This window comes from Polaromonas sp. P4_H1 (genome assembly GCF_056400945.1).
On sequence record NZ_JBFUKG010000002.1, the window covers coordinates 428560 to 455311 of the forward strand.

Here is a 26752-nt window from a genome sequence, read left to right on the forward strand (position 1 = left end):
AGGATCAAAGTCTTGAAGGACTGCCATGTACCATCGCAATATTCTGGTCGAACAGACCGACCCCGAAATTTTCGCTGCCATCCAGGCTGAAAACGCCCGGCAGGAACACCACATCGAGCTGATTGCCAGCGAGAACTACGCCTCGCCCGCCGTCATGGCCGCCCAAGGCTCGCAGCTCACCAATAAATACGCCGAAGGCTACCCCGGCCGCCGTTATTACGGTGGTTGCGAGTATGTGGACGTGGCGGAGCAGCTGGCGATTGACCGCATCAAGCAGATTTTTGGCGCGGATGCCGCCAATGTGCAGCCGCATTGCGGTGCCTCCGCCAATGAGGCGGTGTTTCTTGCCTTTCTGAAGCCCGGCGACACCATCATGGGAATGAGCCTGGCCGAAGGCGGTCACCTGACCCACGGCATGGCACTCAACATGAGCGGCAAGTGGTTTAACGTTGTCTCATACGGACTCAACGACAAGGAAGAGATCGACTACGACGCGATGGAGCGCAAGGCGCACGAGACCCGCCCCAAGCTCATCATCGCCGGCGCCTCGGCCTACAGCCTGCGCATCGATTTCGAGCGTTTTGCCAAAGTCGCCAAAGCCGTAGGCGCCATCTTCATGGTCGACATTGCGCACTACGCGGGCCTGGTTGCTGCAGGCGTATACCCGAACCCGGTGCCGCACGCCGACGTCGTGACGTCCACCACGCACAAGAGCCTGCGCGGCCCGCGCGGCGGCATCATCCTGATGAAAGCCGAGCACGAGAAAGCCATCAACAGCGCGATCTTCCCCGGCCTGCAGGGTGGCCCGCTGATGCACGTGATTGCCGCCAAGGCGGTGGCTTTCAAGGAAGCGCTTTCCCCCGAATTCAAGACGTATCAGCAGCAGGTGCTGACGAACGCGCGCATCGTGGCCGAAACGCTAACGCAACGCGGTTTGCGTATTGTCAGCGGCAGAACAGAGAGCCACGTGATGCTGGTCGACCTGCGCGCCAAGGGAATCACCGGCAAGGAAGCTGAAGCCGTACTGGGAAGCGCCCACATGACCATCAATAAAAACGCGATTCCGAATGACCCGGAAAAGCCGATGGTCACCAGTGGCGTGCGCATCGGTACGCCAGCGATGACCACGCGCGGCTTCAAGGACGAAGAGGCGCGCATCACGGCCAACCTGATTGCAGATGTGCTGGACAACCCCCGCGATGCCGCCAATATCGAAGCGGTTCGCGCCAAGGTCAATGCCCTGACCAGCCGCTTCCCTGTTTACCGCTGAAGCGCACGTCGACGTCTTGGCAAACCGATGAAATGCCCCTTCTGCGGCAACCTTGAGACCCAGGTGGTGGAAACGCGGGTGTCGGAAGATGCAGATTTCATACGCCGCCGCCGCCAGTGCGGCGCGTGTGAAAAGCGCTTCACGACCTACGAGCGGCCAGACGTCAATTTTCCGGCGATTGTCAAAAAAGATGGACGCCGCATTGAATACAAGCGCGGCAAAATCCTGGGCTCCATGAACCTGGCGCTGCGCAAGCGGCCGGTGAGCACAGAGCAAATCGACTCAGCCATCGAGCGGATTGAAGAAAAACTTCTCAGCCTGGGCGTTCGGGAAGTCGCCTCCAACCGCCTCGGCGAGCTGGTCATGCGGGAGCTGAAGAAACTCGACAAGGTAGCCTACATCCGCTTTGCCAGCGTGTACCGCAGCTTTGAAGACATTGATGAATTCAAGACACTGGTGGATGAGGTGAGGCGCTAGGCGCAAGGTGTTTCTGCCTTGGATGACCTGAGGTCTAATGGACTCAAAGGCACTGACTCACCATTGCCTTCGTTGTACGGGATCGCCCTGCACTGCTGATAACCATCTGCCGGGCTTCCACAGGAGTAGATGACTGCAGGCAAAGTGTGAAGGTACCGGCCTGAAATGCGCCCGACGTGAGGCCTGTAGTCCCCGCGGAGGTGTAGGACACATAACTGGCGACCTGGCTGTTGCCTGCGAGCCGTAATCGGTGAGGCAAGGCCTGCTCCCATAACAGCCGTATTTCTCCCGCATCCAGCGAGGCGTTGTTGTTGGCATCGTGGAAAACGATCCACCCCTGCTCCCATCCACCCGTGCTGGTACAGCCGTTACCCGTGGCCGACTTGCATAGTACAACCCGGGCACTACGCTTGACCGCCTCACTGCGTGCGAAGTGAACACTGGAGAACAGTGTATTGATCCCCGCAGTTAACCTCATGGAATCGACAAACCCCGACAGGGCCGGAGCCGCCAACGTTTGAACTATCGCCACAATCGTCAGCAGCACCAGCAACTCGATCAAAGTGACGCCGCCAGACCTGGAACGTCCATGCTTGCTCAAACCCGCCTCCACCCGATAGTTGAGACCGGTCTTGAGCCGGCCAGTTCCTACCTCAAGGGCGAGACAGGGTATGGCCGAAATCGTATCTAAAGTATCAAGAAGTTACCATCCTGCATTTGGAGGATAAGTCCGGGGCATTAACCACAACCCAACAACAAGCGTGGCACCAATCAGGCAGGCCTTATTGCTTGTACCAGTAGGTCCGGCGCGCGTTCTTGGGTACTGGCTTGGTCTGATCGCACACCCCCAGTGCTGATTTGCAATCCCCACCGCCGCCGCCGCCGCCTCCGCCGCCACCACCGCCGCCGCAGCCCACGCAAAAGGTCTTCTTCACGGGTCCATTGGCAGTCTGAATCGTGACGATGCCCGTCGTCGGACTGGGCGGCAAGCCGCCACCGTCGTACTCCGTGAAACTGAGTGCCCCGGTAAATGGATTCAAGGCATAACCCCTGGCGACGCCCAAGTTCGACACGCATGATGTTGCACTCGGCAACTTGGGTGCGTTGGTCCCAAAAAATGTCGTTCCCCTGACCGTGGTGGGCGCATTCACGGACTTCTCACCCCGTAGCAAATTGCCATCTTCATCCGTGAAAAGAAGGGTAACAAAAAAGCCTTTGTCGGTGCCCGCATAAGCCACGGAGCTCGCATCGAACAAAGCCGCCTCCGTAATGACGGTACTTGCAGGTGAGGCATTGGCATCCTTGCCAGTCTTGGTGTCCTTGAGCATGTAAAAACGGTTCACCACGTTGTAGGCAGAGCCTGTCGCCGTGCTTATGAGCGGATGCTCCCGGTCCCCCGATCCCAAGAGGATTTCATCGTAAGAACCGGTCGCTCCTGTGGCGCCGATTGACACAACATTGGGAGGAAAGAAAAATTTACGCGGCGTTGTGCCAATCGCGCAGGTGCCCGTGGCGCAACCCAGAGCGGCGAGCTTGGTGACCTGCCACTTGTCAGGGGTTCTGCCCGCCGCAGGTTCCAGGTCCACACGCCAAACATTGCCGCCCACATCCGCAGCGTAAAAACGATCCGTCTTTCCGTCGTTATCGCGGTCTACAAAACTGATGTCCGCCGGAATGGCCCAGTTCATGCCGGACACTGCGCATGTTGCCTGGGTGCTGGTACCGCTGCAGGACGATGCGCCCGCTGTGTAGACCGCTTTCCACACCCGCACGCCGGTAACCGCATCCACCACGAAAATACCACGCCCCATCGTGTCGGCAGTAGGTGGCTCGGCATCCTCGGCCGGGTCATAGCCGGCGCCAAACACCAGCACGGGGTTTGCATAACCATTGACCAGCGTCACCCGGGGGCGCGACCAAGTCTGCCCAAGCTCATCAAACCCGGCATCCGTAGAGCTGATTTTCCACATGAATTTCGGGTTGGTCGGCTCCGTCACATCCAGGGCATAAATGAAACGCCCGCCCCTGCGCATGGTCAGGTAAATGTAGGCCTTGTCGATGGTTCCGTCAGCCTTGAGCTGCTGAAAAACACCCATTGAGCCGTCAACAAAATAATCTTTGGGCTGGGCACTGGGAAGCACGGTAGATGGCAGCTTCAACTCCGGACTGTTGACCCGCTGGCGATTGAGTTTGCCGAAAAAATCAGGCAATACCAAACCCCACAATTCGCCGCCGGCAGGAACGGAACCTATGGAGCCCGTCTGGCTGCCATTCACGGCACGGAACACGCCATCATTGGCCCCGTAATAAACCACAATGCCTCGGGTGTCTCCATAATTGATCACGACCGGTCGTGAATGCAACACGTCGCCGTGAATGGACGGGCGGACCGTGTACCCGCTGCCGGGACTGGCTTCGTCACCGAAATTGTCTTCACCGCGCACCCAGTTGATCAGGGCCGTGCGGTCGCTGATGCCACTCTTTTGGACGATGATCGTTCCCGTCGCTGGTGAGGCAGGTGTTGTCACCACGCTGTAATTAAAGGTGTTGGCCGTAACACCGGATATTACAAAGCTGCCAATGTAGCCTCCTTCATTGGTGCCCGCCGTGCCGCCGATGCTTACCGTCTCGCCATTGACGAAACCATGCCCGGCAGCCGTCGCGGTGACCACTGTTCCGCTGCGTGTCAGGCTGGAAATCGTTTTCGGCGATGTGCTGCCGTCGGCTTTGATGGTTCCGGTTGCCGGAGTCGTAGGAGTCGTAGCTGAAATCGTATAGGTGAACGATTTATTTCCTGTTTTCGTCAAGCTCACCGGACCGATGTTGTATTCCGGAATCAGTGCGCCCGTCGTGTCACGCACTTCGGCGATGGTCACAACGTTTCCAGTCGAAAAACCATGGTTCGACGTGGTGGTCACCGTGACCGTGGTGCTGCCTGCGACACGCACCACGCCCGGGGTTGGATTGCTGTTGTAAGCCTCGATCGTGCGGCTGGTGCTTCCGACCGTCGCTGTGCCGCCTCCCGCAGGCGATGCAGGCCCCTCCACGACAGGGTAGGAAAAAGAATTCGCATCGATCAGCGTGATCGCGAAGGTTCCGTTGTACTGGGTCTGCGCAGCCCCGGTGATGGTCACGGATTGCCCCTGGAAATAACCGTGCCCCGGCAGGGTCACGGTTGCCACGGTACCGGTGCGTGTGATGGAACTCACCGCCTGCGGAGTGCCCGGGGTTGAGGCCGTGAAGGCGCCAGTTGCCGGGCTGGGCGGGTATTCCGCGACGGTGAAACTAAAGGAGGTGGGGCTCAGTACGGTAATCAGGTCCTTCTTGCCGTTGTATTCCGTCTGGTTGGCGCCGCTGATGGTGACGGAATCGCCCGTGGTGAAACCATGATTCGAGCCGGTTGTGACCGTAGCAACCGTGCCGCCTCTCACAATGGAGGACACAGCAAAACCCGAAGATGAACTCAACATGACGTCGGTAATGGCGCTGTTGGTCGTTGCAAATGCGTTGCTGCTGTCTGACAAGCTCACATTGCATCCCGAACCGGCAGGGCAGTACGTGTAAAGCTTGCGGGGGGAAGACGGTGTGCTGTTGTAATTCACCGTCAGGTTGCTCAGGCGCGATTGCTGCGCCGCGCCTCCCTTTTCGACCAGTTCACCATCAGGCGAATCGAAGGCCAGACCAGCGCCACGCTGATCATTGATGAAGAAGCCACCCGTCGAATCGGGTGCTGTTGCGGTATTTTTTTGAGTCCAGTAACTGACCGCGTCCGACGTGATGAAGCCGGTTCCCGCCGCGCTGATAGCGGGATTACCATTGGCGTCGCCCAGCCTGAGTGTGGCCTTGTTCGGATCGGGATTGCTGGGATCCGGGTACTCCAGTATGAACTGGTACTGCTTCAGATTGCCCAGCCAGCGCGGACTGGCGCTCGCGTCAGGACGGAACATGCCCAGAAAGATCTGGTTCAGATACGTGCCTTGTGCATTAACGCTGACCGGCAGGCTGGCTGCCGAGAACACGCTGTTGACTGCCTGAACTTCATTGAGGATTTTCTGGATGGCGGTTGTGATTTCGTCATAGCTCGACGTGGCAAAGTACTTCCCGCCACCATACTTGGCCATGCTGCTCAGGAGGGCCGGAAAATCGGGCTTGCAGCTCGATCCAAGCAGTCCCACGGTGTAGGTCGTGATGCCCTGATTGCCGGAAAATCCGCCGTAAATATCGGTCTGGTACATGTAGCGCGCCCACTCGTCCGCGTACAGGCCTGACGAATCCGAGTGCGTACCCATGGTGTAGTTGCCACAGCTGAAAGCGCTGGTTCCGTAGGACCCCGAAGGAATGGTGATGTTTACCTTCTGGGCTGCCGTGACACCAGGCGCGGTATTCAAAGCACTCATGGGGCTGGTGCTGCCACCGTCGCCCGGCGTGCCCGCGGTAGTGAACGCATTGCCAATGAAGATGACGAAGTTCTTCTGGCAACCCGCCGTTGGCTGGATGCCCGCGTAAGATCGCCCGGACAGGCCGGTGTTGCCGGCATAGTAGGCCCAGGCTTCCTGCATGGTGGCCCCGGTGGCCTCGCCGTTAGCCTTGATATAACCATCGCCCGCCCCTCCCGAGGTTTTCCAGGTCTTGATCCAGGCCAGGAAATTTGACTTGGCAGTGCCGGTCATGGGCGTGATCGGCTGGACCAGACATCCCCCATTCGAGCCACCGCAATTGGCGTTGTTAATGTCGTGAATATTGTTGGCGTTATAGACCATCAGGCCGATATTGACCGAGCCCGCCGGCAAGCTTGATATCACGTTGTAAATCGCGCACTGCTCAATACCACCTGCCGTCCCGTTGAGAGATGGCGCCGTACCATCTACATAGGTGCAATTACCGGCACTGGCTGAAAAATTGGCCGCATTGTCCAGCACCAGCAGTACGTTAGGCGCCCCTGTCGTGCCGGCATTGTCGCTGTAGATATCAATGTCTTCGGCTTGGGTGAATAAGGACATGCCAAGCAACAGGCAAAGGAGGAGAATTCGGAAAGTTTTCATGGCATAACCCGTGCAAATTTATGGACAATCCACCGTTGCCGGCACCCGGACGGCGATTCCCTGAACCTGGGTGACTTTCGTGCCCGTAGCACCATCTGTCACACCCGCCTGGATGTCCCACTGCTGCAACTTGCAAGCCGAGGGCTTGGTCGCCAGCGTGCCATCGACCTTGATCGGTTTGTCCTCATCCAGGCTTTCAAAGCAGGGGATGTCATTCGCGATGGTCGGATCCAATGATGAATTAAGCACGGGAATCTCCACAGCACACTTGGTGATGGGTTCGACCTTTACCGTATAAGTTGTTGCTCCCATGGGAACCACCACCGACTGCCCGGGGATCAGGGCGATGTTTTCAGTGCCCTTGATCTGCTCGATCACCTGTTCTATGACTTGCTGGGTCGCAGCAGCGGCTTCCGCCTGGGACTGCATATTGCCGGCAATGCGAAGATTGATATTGCCGGACCGGATGCTGAACACCACCAGCAGGGTGAGCACCACCAGCATGATCATGCTCACCAGCAAGGTGGCCCCCCTCTCGTTTTTCGGGGAATTCATTGATCCCTCCGTGAACTCGGGTTGACCACCCGGATCAACTGACTGAATACCCGGCGCTTGAAACCGTCATTGGTCGCAGCCGTCGTGCCTTCCAGGCCCAGGTTGTAGGTTTTCGTATCCTGATGACCGGCTGAGCGTTCATTGTTGCGCGCCAGCAGGTTAAGCCTCACAGCCATCACATTGGCCCAATCCGCCACCGCCGCCGCATCCTTCGCATAACTATCGGGGGCACCGTCACCGGTCGAGTCGAACCCATAATCAACCTGCATCGTCTCGATACCTTCAACCAGCGAAGTCGTCAGGAATTTCGAAACACCTCCCTGCACGGATAGCTCCAGACGTTTGAGCGTCGGCACGGACACACCGCCATCATCCGTATTGGCGGCTGAACAATTCGAACCCGAAGCCGGTACGCTGCAGGGACTTACGAAATAAATATGCACCAGGTACTTGCGAAGGGGGGCGGTTGAAATGCCGTCTTTCAGTTTCAGGTTGAAGACCCCGGTATCGACCGATGTGGTGGTTGCCTTGTCCACCACATAGCCGAATTCAAGCCCGGACGCGGTCAAGCCGCCCTGCAGATAAACCTGCCCCGGCACCAGCGCCCCCGTGACCACTTCAGGATCGGCGCGCCGCAGAACCAGGATATCGGTTCCACTTAAGTGATTCGCTGCATTCAACGGGCAGTCGGCAAATGCCGCGGGCAAAGAAGCCCCCGGGGAATCGTAGCCCTGGATTGCAAACGGCACGGCACTGGTCAGGTCGGCAGGCGCAACCAGACAGGGATTGGGCAGGGAGGCCGGGACGGCCAGGGTAGACACAGCGGAAAACGCTCCATAGTAGCCAGCGAGCTGAATGTCATCCTGCAAAAGCTGCATGGCATAACGTCCGTTCTCGATCTGCCGGCTCGATTTTTCAAGTTCCGCCTGGGTGCCGCTTTGCCGGGCGATCAAGGCCGCCAAGCCCGTGAGCAGGATAAGACCGATGGTGATGGAGACCATCCACTCCATCAGTGTCATGCCCCGCTGATGGCGCCGCCCTTGCAAGGGACGGGGACGCGGATTCGGGAATGGGGTCGGTTTCATGTGCGGCATCTCAACTCAAACTGGTAATTTGAAGGGGGACAGTGACCGCTCTGCGCTGTGCCTCATCCCCATAGAGACCCGTACCACAGGTCACGCCCGCAGGCGCCACTGTTTTACCGTTACCTTGCCACACGACACTGACCTGGTACACCCCGGGAGATACAACACTGACACACCCGCGTGCACCCAGCATGGCACCCACATCACTTGTACCGGACTTCTCGGCGCTTCCCAGCAACAGGTTATTCCACTCCGTCAAATCCTGAACAGCTCGACTCTGTTGTTCTGCCGTTCCTACGGTACACGTAGGCGTCACAGCAGAGTCTGTCCCCAAGAAAGGGGCCCCATTCGCCGCCGTGGTGACCGCATAGCAAACCGCGGCCTTGCGGTTGGTATTCATGCGATTCACCATGTCCTGGATCACCACGAGCGCCTGCACACGCTGATAGGACTCCATCTGGGACCGCTGGCTCTGCACCATGAGGCCGACCAGCCCCAGCAGACCCAGCATCAGGATGACCAGCGTCACAAGCACCTCTATAAGGGCGAATCCCCGCTGGGATTGGCGTTGCCTGAAGGTAGGATTCATCAGCAATTTCCCAGTCTGCTTTTGGGTAAGCCGCTCAGATCGAACGACACACAGCGCGCCGGGCTGCCGCCCTCGCCCGCGACTTGCAGGCTCGACGCGAGCGCCTGCTCCTTCAGCCTGCCGCTGCCGAGATAAACGATCTCGGTGACAGCGCTCGTCATCGTCAGCGCTGGATAGGCCGCCTGCACATTCAGCGTGACGGTACCGGTTTTGACGCTCCAGCCGTCCTTCCAGCCGCCTGCAGCAGCCAGCACGCCGACCTCTGCGTTGCGCTTGATGGCCTCGGAACGCGCATAGACCGCGGCACTTGAAAAATCCGAAGCCGCCGTCTTCACACGCTGCCCGGCAACAAAGTTCTTGAACGAAGGCATGCCCAAGCCCAACATCACGGCCGCGATGGTGACCACCACCAGCAACTCGATCAGGGTAAAGCCACGGGACCTGGATTGCATTGCGAGTTCCTCTTACCAGCAACCGGAAGTGCCAGGCGTTTTGGCGCCCAACTGGTTGAGGGTCAGGGTGCCGCACTTGGTATCGTTGGTCAACTGCGCGCCAATCGGTGTACCGGTGATGACATAAGTCGGTATGCCTGCCAATGCCGTGCAATTTCCGACGGCCGTGGGCATGGTGCAGATGGCAGTGATGGTGTATTTGCTTGACACATCCGCAGGCACCGTCATGCTCAAGTCCGTCACCGCAGTAGCTCCCCCCGCGTAGTAACGGCGATCCAGCATGTACTGCTCCTGCTTGTTGGCCACAGCGAACATGAAGCTCTGCGCCGCAGAGCGGTTGGCCCTGACGATGTACTGGGTGTACGAAGGATAGGCCACAGCAGCCAGAATGCCGATCACGGCCACAGTGATCATGAGCTCTATCAGGGTAAAGCCCCTTTGCCGGAAGCATCGCATCAAAAGTTTTTCCTTCATGCCCGGATTATTCGCAGCCCCACCATCGCCCGCCAGCAGCAGCAGACAAATGGTCGGTCCATCCGGACAAATGGTAAAAACAGGTTTATGCCCACTCCTTTTCCTTCAGAGACTGCCATGCAGCAAGCCGCCGCGCAAGCCGTGCAAGCCACCCTGGCATGCGATCCAAACCCCCGCGTCGGCTGCATCATCGTGGATACCAACGGCCGCACACTGGGACAGGGCCATACCCAGCGCGTGGGGGAGGCGCATGCAGAAATCATGGCATTGCGGGCCGCGCGTGCGGCGGGCTTCGATGTGCGCGGCGCTACCGCTTACGTCACGCTGGAGCCATGCTCCCACCACGGCCGCACCCCCCCATGCTGCGATGCATTGATTGAAGCCGGCATTGCCAGGGTAGCGGTGGCGCAGAAGGATCCTAATCCCCTGGTGGCGGGACAGGGTATCGCGCGCATGCAGAAGGCGGGAATCGAAGTGAGCGTGCTCAACCCGGATAATCCCGTGGCTTTGGCAGCGCGGGAACTCAACATCGGATTTTTCAGCCGCATGATCCGCAAAACCCCCTGGGTACGCATGAAGATTGCGGCATCGCTGGATGGCAAAACAGCGCTGGAAAATGGCGCAAGCCAGTGGATTACCTCGGAAGTGGCACGCACGGACGGGCATGCCTGGCGCGCACGTGCCAGCGCCGTCCTCACCGGCATCGGCACGGTCCTTGAAGACAACCCGCGCCTGGATGTCAGATTGGCTGCCACGCCTCGCCAGCCCCATCTGGTGGTGGTGGACAGCCGGCTTCAACTGCCATTGAACGCCAATCTTTTCACAGGTAACCGCACGATTTATGTCTATGCTGCCGTGCCGGATGATGCCAGGAAGACTGCATTGGAAGAGCGCGGAGCCACCGTGATCTATTTGCCCGGCCGGCAAACCGGAACGCCGGACAAAGTGGACTTGGCCGCCATGTTGCGCGATCTGGCGCAGCGTGAAGTCAACGAGGTGCACGTTGAGGCAGGTCACAAGCTCAACGGCTCCCTGCTCCGGGAAGGGCTGATCGACGAATTCCTGGTCTACCTGGCCCCGAAACTGCTCGGCGCTGGCCATGGCATGGCTTCTTTTGGCCCCTTGCAACAACTTTCTGACGGAATCCCGCTGGAATTTCTTTCCACCGAGAGGGTAGGTGTCGATTTGCGTGTACTCGCCCGCGTCGCGGGACGGGACCGGTTCTAACGCCGCGCAGATACCCGGGAATCTGGTGTTCAGGCGCTCTTTTCCAGGCCTTTAGTGCCCTTTCGGGGCGCAATGGCTCGATTCCCTGCGAAAATGGCGGGATGTTTACCGGAATCATCACCGGCATGGGGCGCATCGTCGCCATCCATAGCCTGGGCAGCTCTTCAGACCATGGCAAGCAACTGACCATTGAAACACCCGCGGGTTATCTCGACGATGTGGGTCTGGGCGACAGCATTGCCCTCAACGGCGCCTGCATGACCGCGACTTCACTGGACAGCGCCAACAACCGCTTCTGCGTCGACGTCTCCGCCGAATCCCTTGCCAAAACCAGCGGCCTGACCCAAACCGGCATCATCAACCTGGAAAAAGCCCTTCGCGCAAATGACCGCCTCGGTGGGCATATTGTTTCCGGCCATGTCGATGGCATTGGCCGTGTGACGCACTTTGCCCAGGTCGGCGAAAGCTGGGAACTGCGCATCCGCACGCCCCGGGAACTGAGCAAATACCTGGCCTACAAAGGCTCCATCACCGTCAATGGAGCAAGCCTGACGGTGAACCGTGTCGTGGACCTGACGGACGACGATGCCGGCGGCAGCGAAATCAGCATCAACCTCATCCCCCACACCGTTCAAAACACGGCACTGGGCCAACTGGCGCCGGGCTCCCAAGTCAATCTGGAAATCGACCTGATCGCGCGCTATGTTGAACGCATGCTCAAAGACACCCATTCACCCCGAAAAAGCTGACCATGACCACTGTAATTTCCCCTGTTGAAGACATCGTTGCCGACATGCGCGCCGGCCGCATGGTGATCCTGATCGATGAAGAAGACCGCGAAAACGAAGGCGACCTCGTTCTGGCAGCAGACCACGTCAGCGCAGAGGCCATCAACTTCATGGCCCGCTTCGGTCGTGGCCTGATTTGCCTGACACTGACGCGCGAACGCTGCGAGTTACTGCAATTACCCCCCATGGCTACCCGTAACGGCACCAAGCATTCGACGGCCTTTACCGTGTCCATTGAAGCGGCCGAAGGCGTCACCACGGGTATTTCTGCCGCTGACCGGGCTCGCACGGTACAGGCCGCCGTAGCCAAAAACGCCAAGGTCAGCGATTTGGTGCAGCCCGGCCACATCTTTCCGCTCCAGGCTGTCGATGGCGGCGTTCTGATGCGCGCTGGCCACACCGAGGCGGGCTGTGACCTGGCGAGCATGGCCGACTGCTCACCGGCCGCCGTGATTTGCGAGATCATGAAGGACGACGGCACCATGGCCCGCCTGCCGGACCTGCTGTTATTTGCCGCTGAACACGGGCTGAAGATTGGCACCATTGCCGACCTGATCGAGCACCGCAGCCGCAACGAGTCGCTGATCGAGAAAATTGGCAACCGCACGCTGCAAACCGCGTTCGGCGAATTTACCGTACATGCGTTCAAGGATAAACCCAGCCAGGGCCTGCACCTGGCACTTGTCCGGGGTCAGTGGTCGGCGGACGATACCGTCGCCGCGCGGGTGCATGAGCCACTGTCAGTCCTCGACGCGCTGGAGGTCCAGCGTTCCATGCATTCGTGGAGCCTGGACCAGAGCCTGAGCCATATCGCCAGGGAAGGCAAAGGTGTGGCCGTGCTGTTGAACTGCGGTGAAAGCGCGGCGCAGCTGCTGGCCCAGTTTGAAGGCACCGCCCGTGCCAGCCAGGCACCCGAACGCGGCCGCATGGACTTGCGCACCTACGGCATCGGCGCGCAGATCTTGCGCGAATGCGGCGTGCACAAAATGAACCTCATGGGCAACCCGCGCCGCATGCCCAGCATGACCGGCTATGGCCTGGAGATCGTCGGCTACATCACTCAGTAATTCAATAACTTCATTCAATAATTCAATCAAGGGAGCTCATTGTGTTTGGTGCAGAAAAAGGTTCGATTGACAAGCTTGACGGCAGGAAATTTTCCATTGGCATTGTGCAGGCGCGCTTCAATGAAAGCGTCACCGATGCCCTCGCCAAAGCCTGCAAACAGGAGCTTGCAGCCCTGGGCGTGGAAGAAAAAAACATCAAGCATGTCAAGGTTCCCGGCGCGCTCGAAGTGCCTTGCGCGCTGCAGGCCATGGCCGAAAGTGACAAATACGATGCCCTGATCGCCCTGGGCTGCATCATTCGCGGTGAGACCTATCACTTTGAATTGGTGGCCAACGAAAGCGGCTCGGCCGTGACACGCCTGGCGCTTGACTACCAGTTACCGATTGCCAACGCGATTTTGACAACCGAGAACCTGGCGCAGGCCGAGGTGCGCCAGGTTGAAAAAGGACGTGATGCGGCGCGCGTTGCCGTCGAAATGGCCAATCTGCTGGACGAGCTTGCGTAAGCCCAGTTCCAGAAAACATTTATTACCAACCGGCGCTTCATGGCTGAACCCCTCAACAAACCCAAACGACCACCCCAAATCCGCACCGGCCTGACCGACACGGGTGTCAAAAAAGCAGCCGACAAATCGGCCCGCACCCGAGCGCGCGAGTTCGCCCTGCAGGCGCTGTACCAGCACCTGGTGGGCCGTAACGACGCCGACTCGATTGATGCCTTTACCCGCGACCTGGTCGGTTTCCACAAGGCAGACTCGGCGCACTACGATGCGCTGCTGCATGGCTGCATTGAGGGCGCCAGCGCCCTTGACGCGGTCATTACCCCCCTGCTGGATCGGCCCATGGCCGAAATTTCACCGGTTGAACATGCCGTGCTCTGGATGGGTGCTTACGAATTCAGGCAGTGCCTGGACGTTCCCTACCGCGTCGTGATCAACGAGTGCATCGAACTTGCCAAGGCGTTTGGCGGCACCGACGGGCACAAATACGTCAACGGGGTTCTGCATAAAATGGCGCCCTCCCTGCGCGCCGCCGAAGTCGCCGCTGACCAGACAAAATAAATTGCTGACCATGAAAGGCTTGCCGTGAAAATCGCCCAGCGGGCTCAGCGGATTGAGCCGTTTTACGTCATGGAGGTTGCCAAGGCAGCCTCGGCGCTGGCCCAGGAATTTGCCGGCAGCGGCAAACCCATGATCTTCCTGAACATCGGCGAGCCGGACTTCACGGCCCCGCCGCTGGTGCAGGAAGCAGCCGCACGCGCCATCGCCCGGGGCACCACGCAGTACACGCAGGCGACGGGCTTGCCGGCTTTGCGCGAACGCATCAGCGGCTGGTACGCCTCGCGCTTTGGTGTCCAGGTGGCGCCCAGCCGCATCATCGTTACGGCGGGTGCGTCGGCGGCGCTGCAGCTGGCGTGCCTGGCACTCATCGAGGTAGGGGATGAAATCCTGATGCCCGATCCGAGCTATCCGTGCAACCGGCATTTCGTCAGCGCGGCGGAAGGCAATGCGGTGTTGATTCCAACCACAGCCGAGGAGCGATTTCAGCTCACGCGCGAGAAGGTACAGGCGGCGTGGAATGACAAGACCCGCGGCGTGCTGCTGGCCTCGCCTTCCAACCCGACGGGCACCTCCATTGCCCCTGAAGAACTGCAGCGCATCCATGAGTTTGTGCATGGCCAGGGCGGCGTGACCCTGATTGACGAGATCTATCTGGGCCTCAGTTATGAAGAACACTTCGGGCATTCCGCGCTGGCCATGCCCGGCGAGCTGGGGCAAAGTGTGGTCAGCATCAACAGCTTCAGCAAATACTTCAACATGACGGGCTGGCGGCTGGGCTGGCTGGTGGTGCCCGAGGCACTGGCGCCCGTCGTGGAGCGCATTGCGCAAAACCTCTTTATCTGCGCCAGCACCGTGGCGCAACATGCCGCGCTGGCCTGCTTTGAGCCCGACAGCCTGCTGGAATACGAGCGCCGCCGCGCCGAATTCAAGGCGCGCCGTGACTACTTCATTCCAGAACTCAACGGGCTGGGCCTGCGCGTTCCGGTCATGCCGGACGGGGCGTTCTATGCGTATGCCGATTGCACGGAAACCGCCGCGCGACTGGGCGTCAGCGGCAGCTGGGACCTCGCGTTCGAGCTGATGAAGCGCGCGCATCTGGCCGTCACGCCCGGACGCGACTTCGGACAGGCAGCACCGGAAAAGTTTGTGCGTTTCTCAACCGCCAACTCCATGGAGCAATTGCGGGAAGCAGTGGCGCGGCTCAGGACCTTGCTGGCATGAGCGCATTCGTTCGTCCCGAGCCTGTCGAGGGGTTGCGGCAACCGCAGCTCCGACAGGTCTTCGAATGGCCGCTCAGGGTGTACTGGGAAGACACCGACGCCGGCGGCATCGTTTTTTACGCCAACTACCTGAAATTTTTTGAACGTTCGCGCACGGAATGGCTCAGATCACTGGGCATTGAACAGCAGCGCCTGAAGGACAGCACGGGGGGCATGTTTGTGGTGAGCGACACCCAGATCCGCTACCACCGCCCTGCCCGGCTCGACGATGAACTGATTGTTACGGCATGCATGGTCGAAACAGGCCGCGCGTCTTTGATAATCAGACAGCAGGCGCTATTGAAAACAGAGCAGGCGGCCGGGCAATCGCCCCTCTTGCTTTGTGAAGGCACGATCAGGATTGGCTGGGTCGAGGCCGCCAGCCTCAAGCCCGCGCGCATACCCGAATCGATAATTTCCTGCTTCCTTTCCTGACAGCTTAAAACCGGGCAAAGCTTCAACATGAACCAAGACCTCTCCATTGTCAGCCTCATCCTCAACGCCAGCTGGGTCGTCCAGCTGGTAGTGGCGCTGCTGGTTGGCGTTTCCATAGCCAGCTGGGCCGCGATTTTCAGGAAAATTGTGGCGCTTAAAAAGGTTCAGAAACTCAACGACGACTTCGACCGTGAGTTCTGGTCCGGCACCAGCCTGAATGATTTGTTTGCAGGGGCCGCGCAAAACGCCAAGCACTCGGGTGCCATGGAGCGTATTTTTGCCAGCGGCATGCGTGAATACCAGAAACTGCGCGAGCGCCGCATCGCCGACACGGGCACGCTGCTGGATGGCGCGCGCCGGGCAATGCGCGCCAGCTACCAGCGCGAACTCGATGCCATCGAAGTCAACCTGTCGTTTCTGGCAACTGTCGGCTCGGTCTCCCCTTATGTCGGCCTCTTCGGCACGGTCTGGGGCATCATGCACGCCTTCACCGGACTGGCGGCCCTGGAGCATGTCACGCTGGCCACGGTAGCCCCCGGCATCGCCGAAGCACTGGTGGCCACCGCCATCGGCCTTTTTGCTGCCATTCCAGCCGTGGTGGCCTACAACCGATTCGCCCATGACATTGACCGCGTAGCGAACCGGCTGGAAACCTTCATCGAGGAGTTTTCCAACATCCTGCAGCGCAACCTGGGCGCCCAGTCGCCTTCGGGCCACTGAAATGTTGACCCCCACGCTTTTCACTTCGTGTAATGCGCGAGGCCTTGCAGGCCGCGGCTCGCCAGACGCTTCGCCTCTGTCGCCTGTCCAATCCTGCTCAAGCAGGATTGGAGCCGCAGGCTCCAGCCCCTCGGGGGCCAATTTATCTCGGGGCGGCCCTTCGCGGCGGCCGTCCGCCTAGGAGATCGCCATGCCAGCTGTCACTTCCCGCGGCCGCGGCCGACGCACCATCAGCGAGATCAACATGGTGCCGTTTATCGACGTCATGCTGGTGCTGCTCATCATCTTCATGGTGACCGCACCGCTGATCACGCCCAGCATGATTGCCTTGCCCAAGGTTGGCAAGGCCAGCAGCAAACCGCCCAATCCGGTGCAGATCGAGATCGGCAAGGACGAGAAGGTCCAGATCAGGATCAAGACGGACGCCCTGCCCAGCAACGTGCGCAACGTGGCCGCCGACATCGTGAAGCGGGAGCCGGCCGTCCAGGCGGCAGGCGCAGACGCGGTCCCGGTCGTCATCAGTGCCGACAAGTCCATCAAGTACGAAACCGTGGTCCAGGTCATGGACAACCTGCAGAAGGCCGGTGTGTCGCGGGTTGGCCTGTCGGTACAAACCAGCAACTGACCCCAAGCCGGCTCAAACCTACCCTCCTCACCATATCCACCATCTCCACTATCCTCACCAACTTCACCATGCCCAGCGCTGCAGACCGCCTTGAGTTTGGCCCGCCTCGCGATGCGGGCTACTTGCGCGCTTTCGCCCTGGCACTGCTTGCCCACATCCTGTTGATGGCCGCACTGACCTGGGGCGTTCACTGGAAACGCAGTGACCGGGCCGCCTCGTTTGAAGCCGAGTTGTGGTCCAGTGTGCCGCAGGAGGCGGCGCCCAAGCTGGTCGAAACACCGCCACCACCTCCGCCGCCACCGGAGCCCAAAGCGCCGGAAGCCAGGGTGGCTCCACCCACACCGAATGTGGACATTGCCCTGGAGCAAGAGAAAAAACGCAAGTTGCTACAGCAGCAAAAAGAAGCCGAGATGCTGAAGGCGCAGAAGCTGCAGGAAAAACTGAAAGCCGAGCTGCAGGCCAAAAAAGAAAAAGAGCAAAAGGCCAAGGAAGAACTGGCCAAGCGCAAAGCCGCTGAAGAAGCCCAGAAAACTGAAGCCAAAAAGCAGGATGCCAAAGACCTGGAGAAGAAAAAACAGGCTGAAGCCCTGGCACAAAAGCAACGGCAGGATGCACTGAACCGCATGATGGGACTGGCTGGCGCCACGGGTGACGCCAACGCCAAAGGTTCAGGCCAAAAATCCAGCGGACCGTCTGCCGGGTACGCCGGAAAGGTCAGGGCCAGGGTCCTGCCCAATGTGGTGTTCACCGAAGATATTGCCGGCAACCCCACGGCCGAAGTTGAAGTGCGCAGCACACCCGACGGCGTCATCCTCGGTCAGCGGCTGGTCAAGTCAAGCGGCAACAAGGCTTGGGATGAGGCGGTGATCAAAGCCATCATTCGTACCGGCACCCTGCCGCGCGACGACGACGGGCGGGTTCCCACTCCGATGATTCTGGAATTCAGGCCCAAGGGCTAGCATGCGCTGGCCTGGCACAGGCCCGCATGTCGGTACGACGACCGACGACCGCTATCAATACAGTAGCTTACTGTCCTTGCATCGGTTCGGCTCAGGCCTTTTTTCACTCATAAACAATCTGCACCAACCCCCGGTCGGCCTGCGCCATCCAGCTGGCCAGCGCGGCATCGGTCGGAAAGAACCGGGCGGCTTCACCCAGATGAAGTTCGGCGGTGGCGCCCACCCTGCCGTCTTGCCGGCGCAGGCTCAGGCGCACCGGTAAACCGCGCTTCAGTTCCCCCTGCTCCGTCATTTCGGGGCGCGGTGGAAAGTCTCGAACCAGCCTCGAAATATCGGGCGCTGCGCCATTGACCGCCACGCGCAAATATTTGCCGAACTTGCAGCGCGCCGTCTCAAGGTCCCAGACCTGTGTGACCTTGAAGCGCCGCCCGAAACGCTCGGAAGCGCCCTGCAGCGTGCCTTGCACAATCACCAGTTCGTCGTCTTTCAGCAGGTTGCGGTTGGCGTTGAAGACAGTCTCGTCCACCGAGGCTTCCAGCACATCGGTCTTGTCGTCGAGCTTGAAAATTATCAGCTTGCCCCGGTTGCCGTTAATCACCCGCAAATCACTGAGAATGGCGGCCAGCAGCTGTGGCTCTCGGGAGTCAATCAGGTCTTCAATCTTGCGCTTGGCAAACTGCCGCACTTCGGTCTCGACCTCGTCAAACAGGTGGCCTGAAAGGTAAAAGCCGATGGCGGTTTTTTCAAGCACCAGGCGCGCTTTCACGCCGAACGGAACCGCCTCGACCAGCGCCGGCTCCTGGGTGCTGGCGGCATGCGAGTCGGACATGTCAAACAGTCCGCCCTGGTTGGCATTGGCTTCAGTGGCGGCGGCAAACTCGAAGGCACGGTCGACCGACGCGAGCAGCTCGGCACGGTTCAGATGCAGGTTGTCAAACGCCCCCCCCTTGATGAGCGCTTCCACGGTGCGCTTGTTCAACTTGCTGCGGTCCACGCGAACGCAGAAGTCGTACAGCGAAGTGAAGGGGCCGCCTTCCTTGCGGGCCACCACGATCGCCGCAATCGCCTGCTGGCCGGTGCCCTTGACAGCGCCCAGGCCATAGCGCACCGATGTGGCGCTGATCGGCTCGAACCGGTAGTCGCCGCGGTTGATGTCGGGGGACTCAAACTGGATGCCCATTTTCTGGGCATCGCCGAACAACACCTTGAGCTTGTCGGTGTCGTCCATCTCCACGGTCATATTGGCCGCAAAGAATTCGGCGGTGTAGTGCACCTTGAGCCAGGCCGTATGGTAGGCCAGCAGCGCGTAGGCGGCAGAGTGCGACTTGTTGAAGCCGTACCCTGCAAACTTTTCCATCAGGTCAAAGACTTCGTCGGCTTTTTCCAGCGTCAGGCCGTTCTCGCCGGCGCCCTTGCGGAACACCTCGCGCTGGGCATCCATCTCCTCTTTCTTCTTCTTGCCCATCGCACGGCGCAACAGGTCGGCGCCGCCGAGTGAATAGCCGCCCAGGATCTGCGCGGTCTGCATCACCTGCTCCTGGTAGACCATGATGCCGTAGGTCTCTTCCAGGATGGGCTTGACGCGTGGGTCGGGGTATTCCGGTTCTTCCTTGCCCTGCTTGCGCGCAATGTAAGTCGGGATCAGCTCCATCGGCCCGGGGCGGTAGAGCGCGTTCATCGCGATCAGGTCTTCCAGCCGGTTGGGTTTGGCATCCTTGAGCATGCGCTGCATGCCGATACTTTCAAACTGGAACACGGCTTCGGTCTGACCGCTGCCAAACAGGGCATACACCTTCTGGTCGTTCAGCGGCAGGTCCTCGAACCTGAAATTCTTTTGCGCCGGATGGCGCTGGATGATGAATTCCCGCGCTATTTCCAGAATGGTGAGGGTGGCCAGACCCAAGAAGTCGAACTTCACGAGGCCAATGGCCTCCACGTCGTCCTTGTCAAACTGGCTCACCGCGGAGTCGCTGCCGGGCTGGGCGTAGAGCGGGCAAAAATCGGTCAGCTTGCTCGGCGCAATCAGTACGCCCCCGGCGTGCATGCCGACGTTGCGGGTCAGGCCTTCCAGCTTTTGCGCCAGTTCCAGCAGGGTGCGTACGTCTTCTTCCTTGCGCTCGCGCTCGGCCAGGATCGGCTCGGCCTCCTTGGCCTTTTCAATCGTGATGTGCTGGCCCGGCTTGTTGGGAATCAGCTTGGAAATGCCGTCGCAAAACCCGTACGGGAAATCCAGCACACGCCCCACGTCCCGAATGGCGGCGCGCGCCGCCATGGTGCCGAAGGTCACGATCTGGCTCACCGCCTCCTTGCCGTATTTGTCCTTCACGTAGTCAATCACGCGATCGCGGTTGGTTTGGCAAAAGTCAATATCGAAGTCGGGCATGGAAACCCGCTCAGGATTCAGGAAACGCTCGAACAGCAGGTTGTACTGCAGCGGGTCGAGGTCGGTGATCTTCAGGGCATAGGCCACCAGCGAGCCCGCACCCGAGCCGCGGCCAGGCCCCACCGGGCAGCCGTTGTTCTTGGCCCAGTTGATGAAATCGCCCACGATCAGGAAGTAGCCCGGAAACCCCATCTTCAGGATGGTGTTGATCTCGAACTCCAGCCGCTCGACATAGCCCGGCCGCTTCTGGTCGCGCAAGGCCGCATCAGGGTACAGGTGCGCCAGGCGCTCTTCCAGCCCTTCGAACGAGGCATGGCGAAAGTAGGCATCAATGGGCAGGCGCACACCATCGACTTCCGGCGTCGGATAGTCGGGCAGCATGGGCTTGCCCAGCTCGAGCTTGAGGTTGCAGCGCCTGGCAATTTCCAGCGTATTGGCCAGCGCCGATGGCACATCGGCAAAGAGCTGCGTCATTTGCGCTGCCGACTTGAAATATTGCTCGCGCGTGAACTTGCGCACACGGCGTGTGTTCCCCAGTATTTCACCTTCGGCAATGCAGACACGCGCCTCGTGCGCCTCGTAGTCGTCGTAGGTGAGGAACTGCACGGGATGCGTGGCCACCACCGGCAGCTTAAGCCGGGCAGCCAGCTGGACGGCCGCCGCCACATGGCGCTCGTCATCCGGACGCTGGGCGCGCTGCAGCTCCAGGTAAAAGCGGTGGGGAAACAGACCCGCCAGGTGCAGGGCGCACTCCAGCGCCCGTGCGTCGTCCCCCTGAAGCAAGGCCTGGCCCACGGCGCCACCCTGGGCGCCCGACAGCGCAATCAGGCCCTCGTTCAGTTCTTCAAGCCACTCCAGCTTGATCACGGCCTGGTCGCGCACCACGTTTTTGGTCCAGGCGCGCGTGAGCAGCTCCGACAGATTGAGGTAACCCCTGTGGCTTTGCACCAGCAGCAGCAGGCGGGCCGCAGGCGTCGCAGCATCTTTTCCCGGAACCTGCACCCAGACGTCGGCACCTATCAAAGGCTTCACCCCGGCGCCACGGGCTTCCTTGTAGAACTTGACCGTGCCGAACAGGTTGCTCAGGTCGGTAATGGCCAGTGCCGGCTGCTGGTCGGCCGCGGTGGCCTGAACAATCTCATCAATGCGGTTGGTCCCGTCGACGACTGAAAACTCGGTGTGGATACGTAAATGGACAAACATGTGCTTCATTTTAGGGCTGGGGCCACCGCCCATTTCGCCAATACCCCCATTGCCCGCCCGCGCCTTGCCTACAATTAGCCGCATCATGCAAATTCTGAACATTGCAGCGTATAAATTTGTCGCGCTGGACGGCCTGCCCGAGCTGCAGGCAGGGGTGCTGGCGGCCGCGCAATCGCGCGGCATCAAGGGCACCGTGCTGCTCGCGGAAGAAGGCATCAACCTCTTTCTGGCCGCCGGCCGCACCGACATTCATGATTTTTTGGCATGGCTGCGAACCGACGCCCGTTTTCATGGCCTGGAAACCAAGGAAAGCTGGTCCGCAGGACAGCCCTTTCGCAAGTTGCTGATCAAGATCAAGCCTGAAATCATCCGCACGAATCACCCGGCTATCCGGCCTTCTGCCGGCCGGGCACCAGCCGTTGGCGCCGCCACGCTCAAGCGCTGGCTGGACAGCGGGCACGATGACCAGGGTCGCCCCGTGGTGACACTGGACACGCGCAACGCGTTTGAGGTCGATGTCGGCACCTTCAGGAATGCCATCGACTGGCGCATCGACAAGTTCACCGAGTTTCCGCAAGCCTTGCTGGATCACCGTGAAGAGTTGCAAGACAAAACCGTTGTAAGTTTTTGCACGGGCGGGATTCGCTGTGAAAAAGCCGCGATTCTCATGCAGGAGGCAGGCGTGGCGCATGTTTACCAGCTCGACGGCGGCATCCTGAAGTATTTTGAGGAAAGCGGCCACGCCCACTTTGAGGGCGAGTGTTTTGTCTTTGACGAACGCCGGGCCCTGGATCCGGCGCTCAATCCCCGGGTGCAGGTCGGCGCTTTGTCTGACAGCTGACGGGGGCAAGCTATGGAAAGCTGCGGAAATCACCCCCAAGGCGATAACCCATGACTCCCTCACAACCCGTGCTTCGCACCGTCACGCCGGCTTCCGATCTGGAAAAGCGCTTTCAGCAGGTCCGCGCCCAGACCGAGGCTCTCATACAGCCGCTAAGCGCTGAAGACTGCCAGCTCCAGTCCATGCCGGAGGCAAGCCCGGCCAAGTGGCATCTGGCGCACCTCACCTGGTTTTTTGAGACCTTCGTCCTGGAGAGGTTCGAGCCGGGCTTCACACCTTTCAATCCTGGCTTCCGCGTGCTGTTCAACAGCTATTACAACGGCGTTGGGGCTAAATACCCGCGGCCACAGCGCGGCCTGATCAGCCGCCCTTCGCTTGAGGAAGTACTGGCTTACCGTGCACAGGTCAATGAACGTGTGCTGAACGTGCTGGCTGCAGGCCGGCGGGCCGGCCAGGGCGAACTCGCGCAACTCGTCACGCTGGGCCTGCATCACGAGCAACAGCATCAGGAGCTGCTGCTCACCGACATCAAGCATGCCCTGTCCTTCAATCCGCAGCGGCCCGCCTATGCCAGACGCTGGCCGCTGGCCGGCATCCATCCCCAGCCGCTGCGCTGGCATGGCTACGCCGGCGGCCTGACAGAGCACGGCTTTGACACCGGACGGGATGGCGGGTTTGCGTTTGACAACGAAATACCGCGTCACCGCGTCCATGTTGCCCCCTTTGAGCTGGCGAGCAGGCTGGTGACCAATGGGGAAATGATGGCCTTCATCGCCGATGGCGGCTATCAGCGGCCCGAGTTATGGCTGTCCATGGGATGGGACTGGGTGGAAGCCGGTCAGCGCCGTTTACCGCTTTACTGGCAGGGCGATCTCCCCGATACCCACGCGGATGCCAACTACCGCAACTTCACGCTGCAAGGGCTGGTGGAAGTAGACTCGAATACCCCCGCGTGCCATCTGAGCTACTTTGAGGCCGATGCGTTTGCGCGCTGGGCTGGCGCGCGGCTTCCCACCGAGTTTGAATGGGAAGCGGCGGCCCGCGCCCTCCCCGCGCCGCCAGGCGAACGGCCGGGGAACTTTGTCGAGAATGCGGCCTACCACCCCTTGCCACTGCAGCAGCCCAGCCAGGGCGCTCCCGCGCAGATGTTTGGCGATGTCTGGGAGTGGACGCAGTCCAACTACAACCCCTACCCCGGCTACAAACCCTGGGAGGGGCTGGTGGGCGAATACAACGGCAAGTTCATGTGCAACCAGTTTGTGCTGCGCGGCGGCTCGTGCGCCACGCCGCAAAGCCATATTCGCGCGAGCTACCGCAACTTTTTCCCGCCCGATGCCCAATGGCAGTTCAGCGGCCTGCGGCTGGCGCGCGACATCACCTGAGAGTTTCAACGAAGAGAAAATTCTCCGCCGGGCCGTGCGCCGCGCAGGGCCGCCCCAAGCAAGCACAGCCCCCTCGGGGGGCAGCGCAGCACACGAAGTGGCAAGCGTGGGGGCTACTTATTCCCGCAAAACGCCCAGCACGTCGGAGTCAAATTCACGGTTGTAGAGAATCAGCAGCACCACAGCCGTGGCCAATGCAAAGGCAATGGTGGAGAAAAACCACGCCATGATGGCAAAGCTGAGGTAATAGGCGCGCAGCCCGTCGTTGAAGGTCTCGGCGGCCAGCCCCACCAGGCGACTGGCCCGCAGGGCAAACATTTCACGGTCAAACTTGCCCTGTTCAAACTCCTGCGGCGACGGCATGGAGCCAATCACCAGCGCGACAAAGGTGTACTGGCGCATGGACCAGCTGAAGCGGAAAAAAGCGTACACAAACACGCCCACCATCATGATGACCTTGAGGTCAAAAATCAGCACAGAGGTCCGGACCGCAAACGGGATCTCCCGCACCAGCTCCGTCGCCTTGTCGGTCGTACCCAGCAGCGCGAACAGGCCGCCGATGATGATGATGGTGGTTGAGGAAAAAAAGGCCGGCGTGCTCGACAGGTTTTGCGTGATGATTCCGTCGATGACCCGCGGGTCGCGGGCGGTGGCCTGCAACAGCCAGTAGTGCCGGTAGCGGTTGGTGGTCTGCAGCAGCGAAGGCCGTTGCACGCCGTAATGCCGGGCAAACCAGGCATAGCCTATCCAGCCCGAGAAAAACCAGACGATGGCCAGCCAGTCACCCCAGGGAAGCAGCGCGAAGATTTTCATCGCGCCATCTTACGTGCAAGATACGCGCAAAGTACGTGCAAGGTACATGCAAAAAAAGCCGCGAAAAGGCAGCGCCTAACTGGCGGCGAATTTTCGTTCAGGCAGGGGAATGAATTCGGTTTCCCCGCCCACATGACCCATGGCTTGAGCCTCCCAGTCATCACTGGCTTGCACAATGCGCGCCTTCTGGCTGGAGACAAAGTTCCACCAGATAAACCGGGGGGCATCGAGCGGCTCCCCGCCTATCACGACCAACCTCGCCGGCGCGCCGCTGCTGATGGTCGCGCCAGCACCCGCCGCCAGCGTGGCCAGAGTACCCGCCGCAACCGGCTCGCCGTCCACCGTCACATCACCATCCACAGGATAAATCGCAAGCTCCTCGGCCAGCGCCGGCAATTGCAGTGTCGCATTTGCCGCGAGCTGGATATCCAGGTAAATGGTTTTGGAAAATGTCCTGACCGGCGATGTTGCACCAAACGCCTCGCCAATCAGCACCCGCACGTCAGCCCCATCGACCGACACCGCAGGAATGGCCGACGCAGGCGTGTGCGAGAAGTCCGGGGCCGCTTCTTCATACGCCTGGGGCAAGGCGGCCCACAGCTGCAGGCCGTGGTTCACGTAGGTCTTGCTCCGCAAATCCTCGGGAGCGCGCTCGGAGTGCACAATGCCGCGACCGGCCGTCATCCAGTTGATCGCACCCGGCTCAATGCGCTGAACAGAGCCCACGCTGTCGCGGTGCATCATCGCGCCTTCAAACAGGTAAGTGACCGTGGCCAGCCCGATATGCGGATGCGGCCGCACATCATGGCCGGCGCCCGGCTGTACCGTGACCGGGCCGAAGTGATCAAAAAAGATGAACGGTCCCACGGACTGCCGCCGCCCCGCGGGCAGCAGGCGCCGCACCAGGAAGCCTCCGCCCAGGTCCTTGTTGTGCCCGGTCAGCTTGAGTTGCACGCTCATGACAGTCTCTCCACAGCGGTTGTGATTTCAGTGGTGACGGTGGTCATGAGTTTATGGACGGGACATTTTTGCGCAACGGCCTGCAACTCCTGCAACTGGGCTTCCGTCAGATCACCCCGGATCCGCAAGGTGGTCGCCAGGCGGTACACACCGCTGCGTTCACCGGAGTCGTCGCGCTCTACCAGCGTATGGATGTCGTCGACCGGAATCCCTTTCTTGCGGGCGTACCACATGAGGGTAACGGATTTGCAGGCGCCCAGCGCTGCATCGTACAAATCGTGCGGGCTGGGGCCGATGTCGGCGCCGCCTTCGGCCACGCTCCCATCGACCATCAGCGCATGGCTGCGGATGCTGAGTTTCTGGGCCATTGCCGCCGAGCGGTCGCGTTGCAGTTCGATGGACATGAGGAATTCCTGTACGAATGAAAGGTAAGCTGAAAACGAAAGGCCAGCGCCAAAAAAGCTGATGCGTACCTGACTTTAACGCTGAAACTTTAGCGCCACCTCGGCCACGCGCCTGCCCAGGCTCCGGGCCGTTTCCAGGTCACCCGGAAACATCTCGCCGGCGCCGGCATCCGACGGTGTCTGGGCAATGGCGCCGCTGTAGGAGCCCAGGTAATTGGCATCGTTGCGCTGTGCGGCCTTGCCGGTACTGGGCAAGATGCCATGGCTCACCCAGATACCCCCATGCTGCATGGCCAGGGTAAAGAGGTAATGGAGTGTCGACATCTTGTCACCATCGAGGGCTGCGCTGTTGGTGAAGCCGGCAAACAGCTTGTCTTTCCAGGCCTGCGTGTACCAGGGCCTGGAAGAAGCATCAGCAAATTTCTTGAACTGCCAGCTGACACTTCCCATGTAGGTGGGAGAGCCCATGATGATGGCATCTGCCGCATCGAGGATTTCCCAGCCACCGTCGGGCAGGTTGCCATCGGCGTCGATGGCCAGGAGTTCAGCCCCGGCACCTTCCGCCACCGACTGCGCCATGCGCTGGGTATGGCCATACCCGGAGTGGTAGAGCACTACGACTTTCGGCATTCTTGTCCTCGTTGAAGAAAGCAGGTGAATAAATCAGGAAGAATCCGGAAA

At 60.2% G+C, this 26752-nt stretch carries 26 protein-coding genes; 14 read left to right on the top strand and 12 right to left on the bottom strand.

What is annotated here, in order from left to right; genetic code table 11:
- Positions 1-25 precede the first annotated feature (25 nt).
- The gene (glyA, locus tag AC1DS5_RS04845) at positions 26-1270 is read left to right on the top strand and encodes a serine hydroxymethyltransferase (RefSeq protein ID WP_477717113.1); all 1245 of its coding nucleotides are present in this window, start codon (positions 26-28) and stop codon (positions 1268-1270) included.
- Between the two features lie 27 nt (positions 1271-1297).
- On the top strand, positions 1298-1747 hold the full coding sequence (nrdR, locus tag AC1DS5_RS04850; protein WP_477717114.1) for a transcriptional regulator NrdR: 450 nt from the start codon (positions 1298-1300) through the stop codon (positions 1745-1747).
- A gap of 43 nt (positions 1748-1790) precedes the next feature.
- Here nrdR and AC1DS5_RS04855 read toward each other — a convergent pair whose 3' ends face one another.
- The 7 genes from AC1DS5_RS04855 to AC1DS5_RS04885 all read right to left on the bottom strand — a co-directional run bounded on the left by AC1DS5_RS04855 (position 1791) and on the right by AC1DS5_RS04885 (position 9884).
- Entirely contained in the window at positions 1791-2348 is a 558-nt protein-coding gene (locus tag AC1DS5_RS04855; protein WP_477717115.1) for a GspH/FimT family pseudopilin, read from the bottom strand.
- A gap of 181 nt (positions 2349-2529) precedes the next feature.
- On the bottom strand, positions 2530-6789 hold the full coding sequence (locus tag AC1DS5_RS04860) for a pilus assembly protein (protein ID WP_477717116.1): 4260 nt from the start codon (positions 6787-6789) through the stop codon (positions 2530-2532).
- Positions 6790-6807: 18 nt separating this feature from the next.
- A complete protein-coding gene (locus AC1DS5_RS04865; RefSeq protein WP_477717117.1) occupies positions 6808-7344 on the bottom strand; it encodes a hypothetical protein in 537 nt (178 codons plus the stop codon).
- Positions 7341-8438 (bottom strand): PilW family protein, encoded by a 1098-nt coding sequence (locus AC1DS5_RS04870; protein ID WP_477717118.1) that lies wholly within the window; start codon positions 8436-8438, stop codon positions 7341-7343. Before AC1DS5_RS04870 ends, AC1DS5_RS04865 begins: the two co-directional genes overlap by 4 nt.
- Before the next feature lies 1 nt (position 8439).
- A complete protein-coding gene (gene pilV, locus AC1DS5_RS04875) occupies positions 8440-9018 on the bottom strand; it encodes a type IV pilus modification protein PilV (RefSeq protein ID WP_477717119.1) in 579 nt (192 codons plus the stop codon).
- On the bottom strand, positions 9018-9470 hold the full coding sequence (locus AC1DS5_RS04880; RefSeq protein ID WP_477717120.1) for a GspH/FimT family pseudopilin: 453 nt from the start codon (positions 9468-9470) through the stop codon (positions 9018-9020). The genes pilV and AC1DS5_RS04880 overlap by 1 nt, the downstream gene beginning before the upstream one ends.
- Before the next feature lie 12 nt (positions 9471-9482).
- The gene (locus tag AC1DS5_RS04885) at positions 9483-9884 is read right to left on the bottom strand and encodes a type IV pilin protein (protein WP_477717121.1); all 402 of its coding nucleotides are present in this window, start codon (positions 9882-9884) and stop codon (positions 9483-9485) included.
- A 147-nt stretch (positions 9885-10031) separates the two neighbouring features.
- Between AC1DS5_RS04885 and ribD the strand changes: the two genes are divergently transcribed.
- From ribD to tolA, 10 genes are all read left to right on the top strand, one after another.
- Positions 10032-11171: a bifunctional diaminohydroxyphosphoribosylaminopyrimidine deaminase/5-amino-6-(5-phosphoribosylamino)uracil reductase RibD gene (gene ribD, locus AC1DS5_RS04890; protein ID WP_477717229.1), complete on the top strand. Its 1140-nt coding sequence runs from the start codon at positions 10032-10034 to the stop codon at positions 11169-11171.
- Positions 11172-11272: 101 nt separating this feature from the next.
- Complete coding sequence (locus AC1DS5_RS04895) at positions 11273-11920, top strand: riboflavin synthase (RefSeq protein WP_477717122.1); 648 nt, start codon at positions 11273-11275, stop codon at positions 11918-11920.
- A gap of 2 nt (positions 11921-11922) precedes the next feature.
- Positions 11923-13026, top strand: a complete 1104-nt coding sequence (gene ribBA / locus AC1DS5_RS04900; RefSeq protein WP_477717123.1) for a bifunctional 3,4-dihydroxy-2-butanone-4-phosphate synthase/GTP cyclohydrolase II — start codon at positions 11923-11925, stop codon at positions 13024-13026.
- A 41-nt stretch (positions 13027-13067) separates the two neighbouring features.
- The gene (gene ribH / locus AC1DS5_RS04905) at positions 13068-13532 is read left to right on the top strand and encodes a 6,7-dimethyl-8-ribityllumazine synthase (protein WP_477717124.1); all 465 of its coding nucleotides are present in this window, start codon (positions 13068-13070) and stop codon (positions 13530-13532) included.
- A 39-nt stretch (positions 13533-13571) separates the two neighbouring features.
- Positions 13572-14087, top strand: coding sequence for a transcription antitermination factor NusB (nusB, locus tag AC1DS5_RS04910; RefSeq protein WP_041388839.1), 516 nt, complete (start codon positions 13572-13574; stop codon positions 14085-14087).
- Positions 14088-14111: 24 nt separating this feature from the next.
- Positions 14112-15308 (top strand): pyridoxal phosphate-dependent aminotransferase, encoded by a 1197-nt coding sequence (locus AC1DS5_RS04915; RefSeq protein WP_477717125.1) that lies wholly within the window; start codon positions 14112-14114, stop codon positions 15306-15308.
- Complete coding sequence (gene ybgC, locus AC1DS5_RS04920) at positions 15305-15781, top strand: tol-pal system-associated acyl-CoA thioesterase (RefSeq protein ID WP_477717126.1); 477 nt, start codon at positions 15305-15307, stop codon at positions 15779-15781. The genes AC1DS5_RS04915 and ybgC overlap by 4 nt, the downstream gene beginning before the upstream one ends.
- A gap of 27 nt (positions 15782-15808) precedes the next feature.
- The gene (gene tolQ / locus AC1DS5_RS04925; protein ID WP_477717127.1) at positions 15809-16501 is read left to right on the top strand and encodes a protein TolQ; all 693 of its coding nucleotides are present in this window, start codon (positions 15809-15811) and stop codon (positions 16499-16501) included.
- Positions 16502-16691: 190 nt separating this feature from the next.
- Positions 16692-17126: an ExbD/TolR family protein gene (locus tag AC1DS5_RS04930; RefSeq protein WP_477717128.1), complete on the top strand. Its 435-nt coding sequence runs from the start codon at positions 16692-16694 to the stop codon at positions 17124-17126.
- Positions 17127-17194: 68 nt separating this feature from the next.
- Complete coding sequence (tolA, locus tag AC1DS5_RS04935) at positions 17195-18085, top strand: cell envelope integrity protein TolA (RefSeq protein WP_477717129.1); 891 nt, start codon at positions 17195-17197, stop codon at positions 18083-18085.
- 103 nt (positions 18086-18188) lie between these two features.
- Here the strand turns inward: tolA and dnaE are convergent, their stop codons facing one another.
- On the bottom strand, positions 18189-21671 hold the full coding sequence (gene dnaE / locus AC1DS5_RS04940; protein WP_477717130.1) for a DNA polymerase III subunit alpha: 3483 nt from the start codon (positions 21669-21671) through the stop codon (positions 18189-18191).
- Between the two features lie 85 nt (positions 21672-21756).
- On the opposite strand from dnaE, the gene AC1DS5_RS04945 reads away from it, so the two are divergent.
- Both AC1DS5_RS04945 and egtB read left to right on the top strand, forming a co-directional pair.
- Complete coding sequence (locus tag AC1DS5_RS04945; protein ID WP_477717131.1) at positions 21757-22512, top strand: sulfurtransferase; 756 nt, start codon at positions 21757-21759, stop codon at positions 22510-22512.
- Positions 22513-22562: 50 nt separating this feature from the next.
- Entirely contained in the window at positions 22563-23894 is a 1332-nt protein-coding gene (gene egtB, locus AC1DS5_RS04950; protein ID WP_477717132.1) for an ergothioneine biosynthesis protein EgtB, read from the top strand.
- 117 nt (positions 23895-24011) lie between these two features.
- On the opposite strand, the gene AC1DS5_RS04955 is transcribed toward egtB, so the two are convergent.
- From AC1DS5_RS04955 to AC1DS5_RS04970, 4 genes are all read right to left on the bottom strand, one after another.
- On the bottom strand, positions 24012-24707 hold the full coding sequence (locus AC1DS5_RS04955; protein ID WP_477717133.1) for a DUF599 domain-containing protein: 696 nt from the start codon (positions 24705-24707) through the stop codon (positions 24012-24014).
- Positions 24708-24782: 75 nt separating this feature from the next.
- Positions 24783-25667 (bottom strand): pirin family protein, encoded by an 885-nt coding sequence (locus tag AC1DS5_RS04960; RefSeq protein ID WP_477717134.1) that lies wholly within the window; start codon positions 25665-25667, stop codon positions 24783-24785.
- The gene (locus AC1DS5_RS04965) at positions 25664-26071 is read right to left on the bottom strand and encodes an OsmC family protein (protein ID WP_477717135.1); all 408 of its coding nucleotides are present in this window, start codon (positions 26069-26071) and stop codon (positions 25664-25666) included. Before AC1DS5_RS04965 ends, AC1DS5_RS04960 begins: the two co-directional genes overlap by 4 nt.
- A gap of 75 nt (positions 26072-26146) precedes the next feature.
- On the bottom strand, positions 26147-26701 hold the full coding sequence (locus AC1DS5_RS04970; protein ID WP_477717136.1) for a flavodoxin family protein: 555 nt from the start codon (positions 26699-26701) through the stop codon (positions 26147-26149).
- Positions 26702-26752 lie beyond the last annotated feature (51 nt).

Coding starts and splice junctions, on each gene's coding strand:
- glyA (WP_477717113.1), top strand. CDS start 26: ATGTACCATCGCAATATTCTGGTCGAACAGACCGACCCCGAAATTTTC.
- nrdR (WP_477717114.1), top strand. CDS start 1,298: ATGAAATGCCCCTTCTGCGGCAACCTTGAGACCCAGGTGGTGGAAACG.
- AC1DS5_RS04860 (WP_477717116.1), bottom strand. CDS start 6,789: ATGAAAACTTTCCGAATTCTCCTCCTTTGCCTGTTGCTTGGCATGTCC.
- AC1DS5_RS04865 (WP_477717117.1), bottom strand. CDS start 7,344: ATGAATTCCCCGAAAAACGAGAGGGGGGCCACCTTGCTGGTGAGCATG.
- AC1DS5_RS04870 (WP_477717118.1), bottom strand. CDS start 8,438: ATGCCGCACATGAAACCGACCCCATTCCCGAATCCGCGTCCCCGTCCC.
- pilV (WP_477717119.1), bottom strand. CDS start 9,018: ATGAATCCTACCTTCAGGCAACGCCAATCCCAGCGGGGATTCGCCCTT.
- AC1DS5_RS04880 (WP_477717120.1), bottom strand. CDS start 9,470: ATGCAATCCAGGTCCCGTGGCTTTACCCTGATCGAGTTGCTGGTGGTG.
- AC1DS5_RS04885 (WP_477717121.1), bottom strand. CDS start 9,884: ATGATCACTGTGGCCGTGATCGGCATTCTGGCTGCTGTGGCCTATCCT.
- ribD (WP_477717229.1), top strand. CDS start 10,032: ATGCCCACTCCTTTTCCTTCAGAGACTGCCATGCAGCAAGCCGCCGCG.
- AC1DS5_RS04895 (WP_477717122.1), top strand. CDS start 11,273: ATGTTTACCGGAATCATCACCGGCATGGGGCGCATCGTCGCCATCCAT.
- ribBA (WP_477717123.1), top strand. CDS start 11,923: ATGACCACTGTAATTTCCCCTGTTGAAGACATCGTTGCCGACATGCGC.
- nusB (WP_041388839.1), top strand. CDS start 13,572: ATGGCTGAACCCCTCAACAAACCCAAACGACCACCCCAAATCCGCACC.
- ybgC (WP_477717126.1), top strand. CDS start 15,305: ATGAGCGCATTCGTTCGTCCCGAGCCTGTCGAGGGGTTGCGGCAACCG.
- tolQ (WP_477717127.1), top strand. CDS start 15,809: ATGAACCAAGACCTCTCCATTGTCAGCCTCATCCTCAACGCCAGCTGG.
- AC1DS5_RS04930 (WP_477717128.1), top strand. CDS start 16,692: ATGCCAGCTGTCACTTCCCGCGGCCGCGGCCGACGCACCATCAGCGAG.
- tolA (WP_477717129.1), top strand. CDS start 17,195: ATGCCCAGCGCTGCAGACCGCCTTGAGTTTGGCCCGCCTCGCGATGCG.
- dnaE (WP_477717130.1), bottom strand. CDS start 21,671: ATGTTTGTCCATTTACGTATCCACACCGAGTTTTCAGTCGTCGACGGG.
- AC1DS5_RS04945 (WP_477717131.1), top strand. CDS start 21,757: ATGCAAATTCTGAACATTGCAGCGTATAAATTTGTCGCGCTGGACGGC.
- egtB (WP_477717132.1), top strand. CDS start 22,563: ATGACTCCCTCACAACCCGTGCTTCGCACCGTCACGCCGGCTTCCGAT.
- AC1DS5_RS04955 (WP_477717133.1), bottom strand. CDS start 24,707: ATGAAAATCTTCGCGCTGCTTCCCTGGGGTGACTGGCTGGCCATCGTC.
- AC1DS5_RS04960 (WP_477717134.1), bottom strand. CDS start 25,667: ATGAGCGTGCAACTCAAGCTGACCGGGCACAACAAGGACCTGGGCGGA.
- AC1DS5_RS04965 (WP_477717135.1), bottom strand. CDS start 26,071: ATGTCCATCGAACTGCAACGCGACCGCTCGGCGGCAATGGCCCAGAAA.
- AC1DS5_RS04970 (WP_477717136.1), bottom strand. CDS start 26,701: ATGCCGAAAGTCGTAGTGCTCTACCACTCCGGGTATGGCCATACCCAG.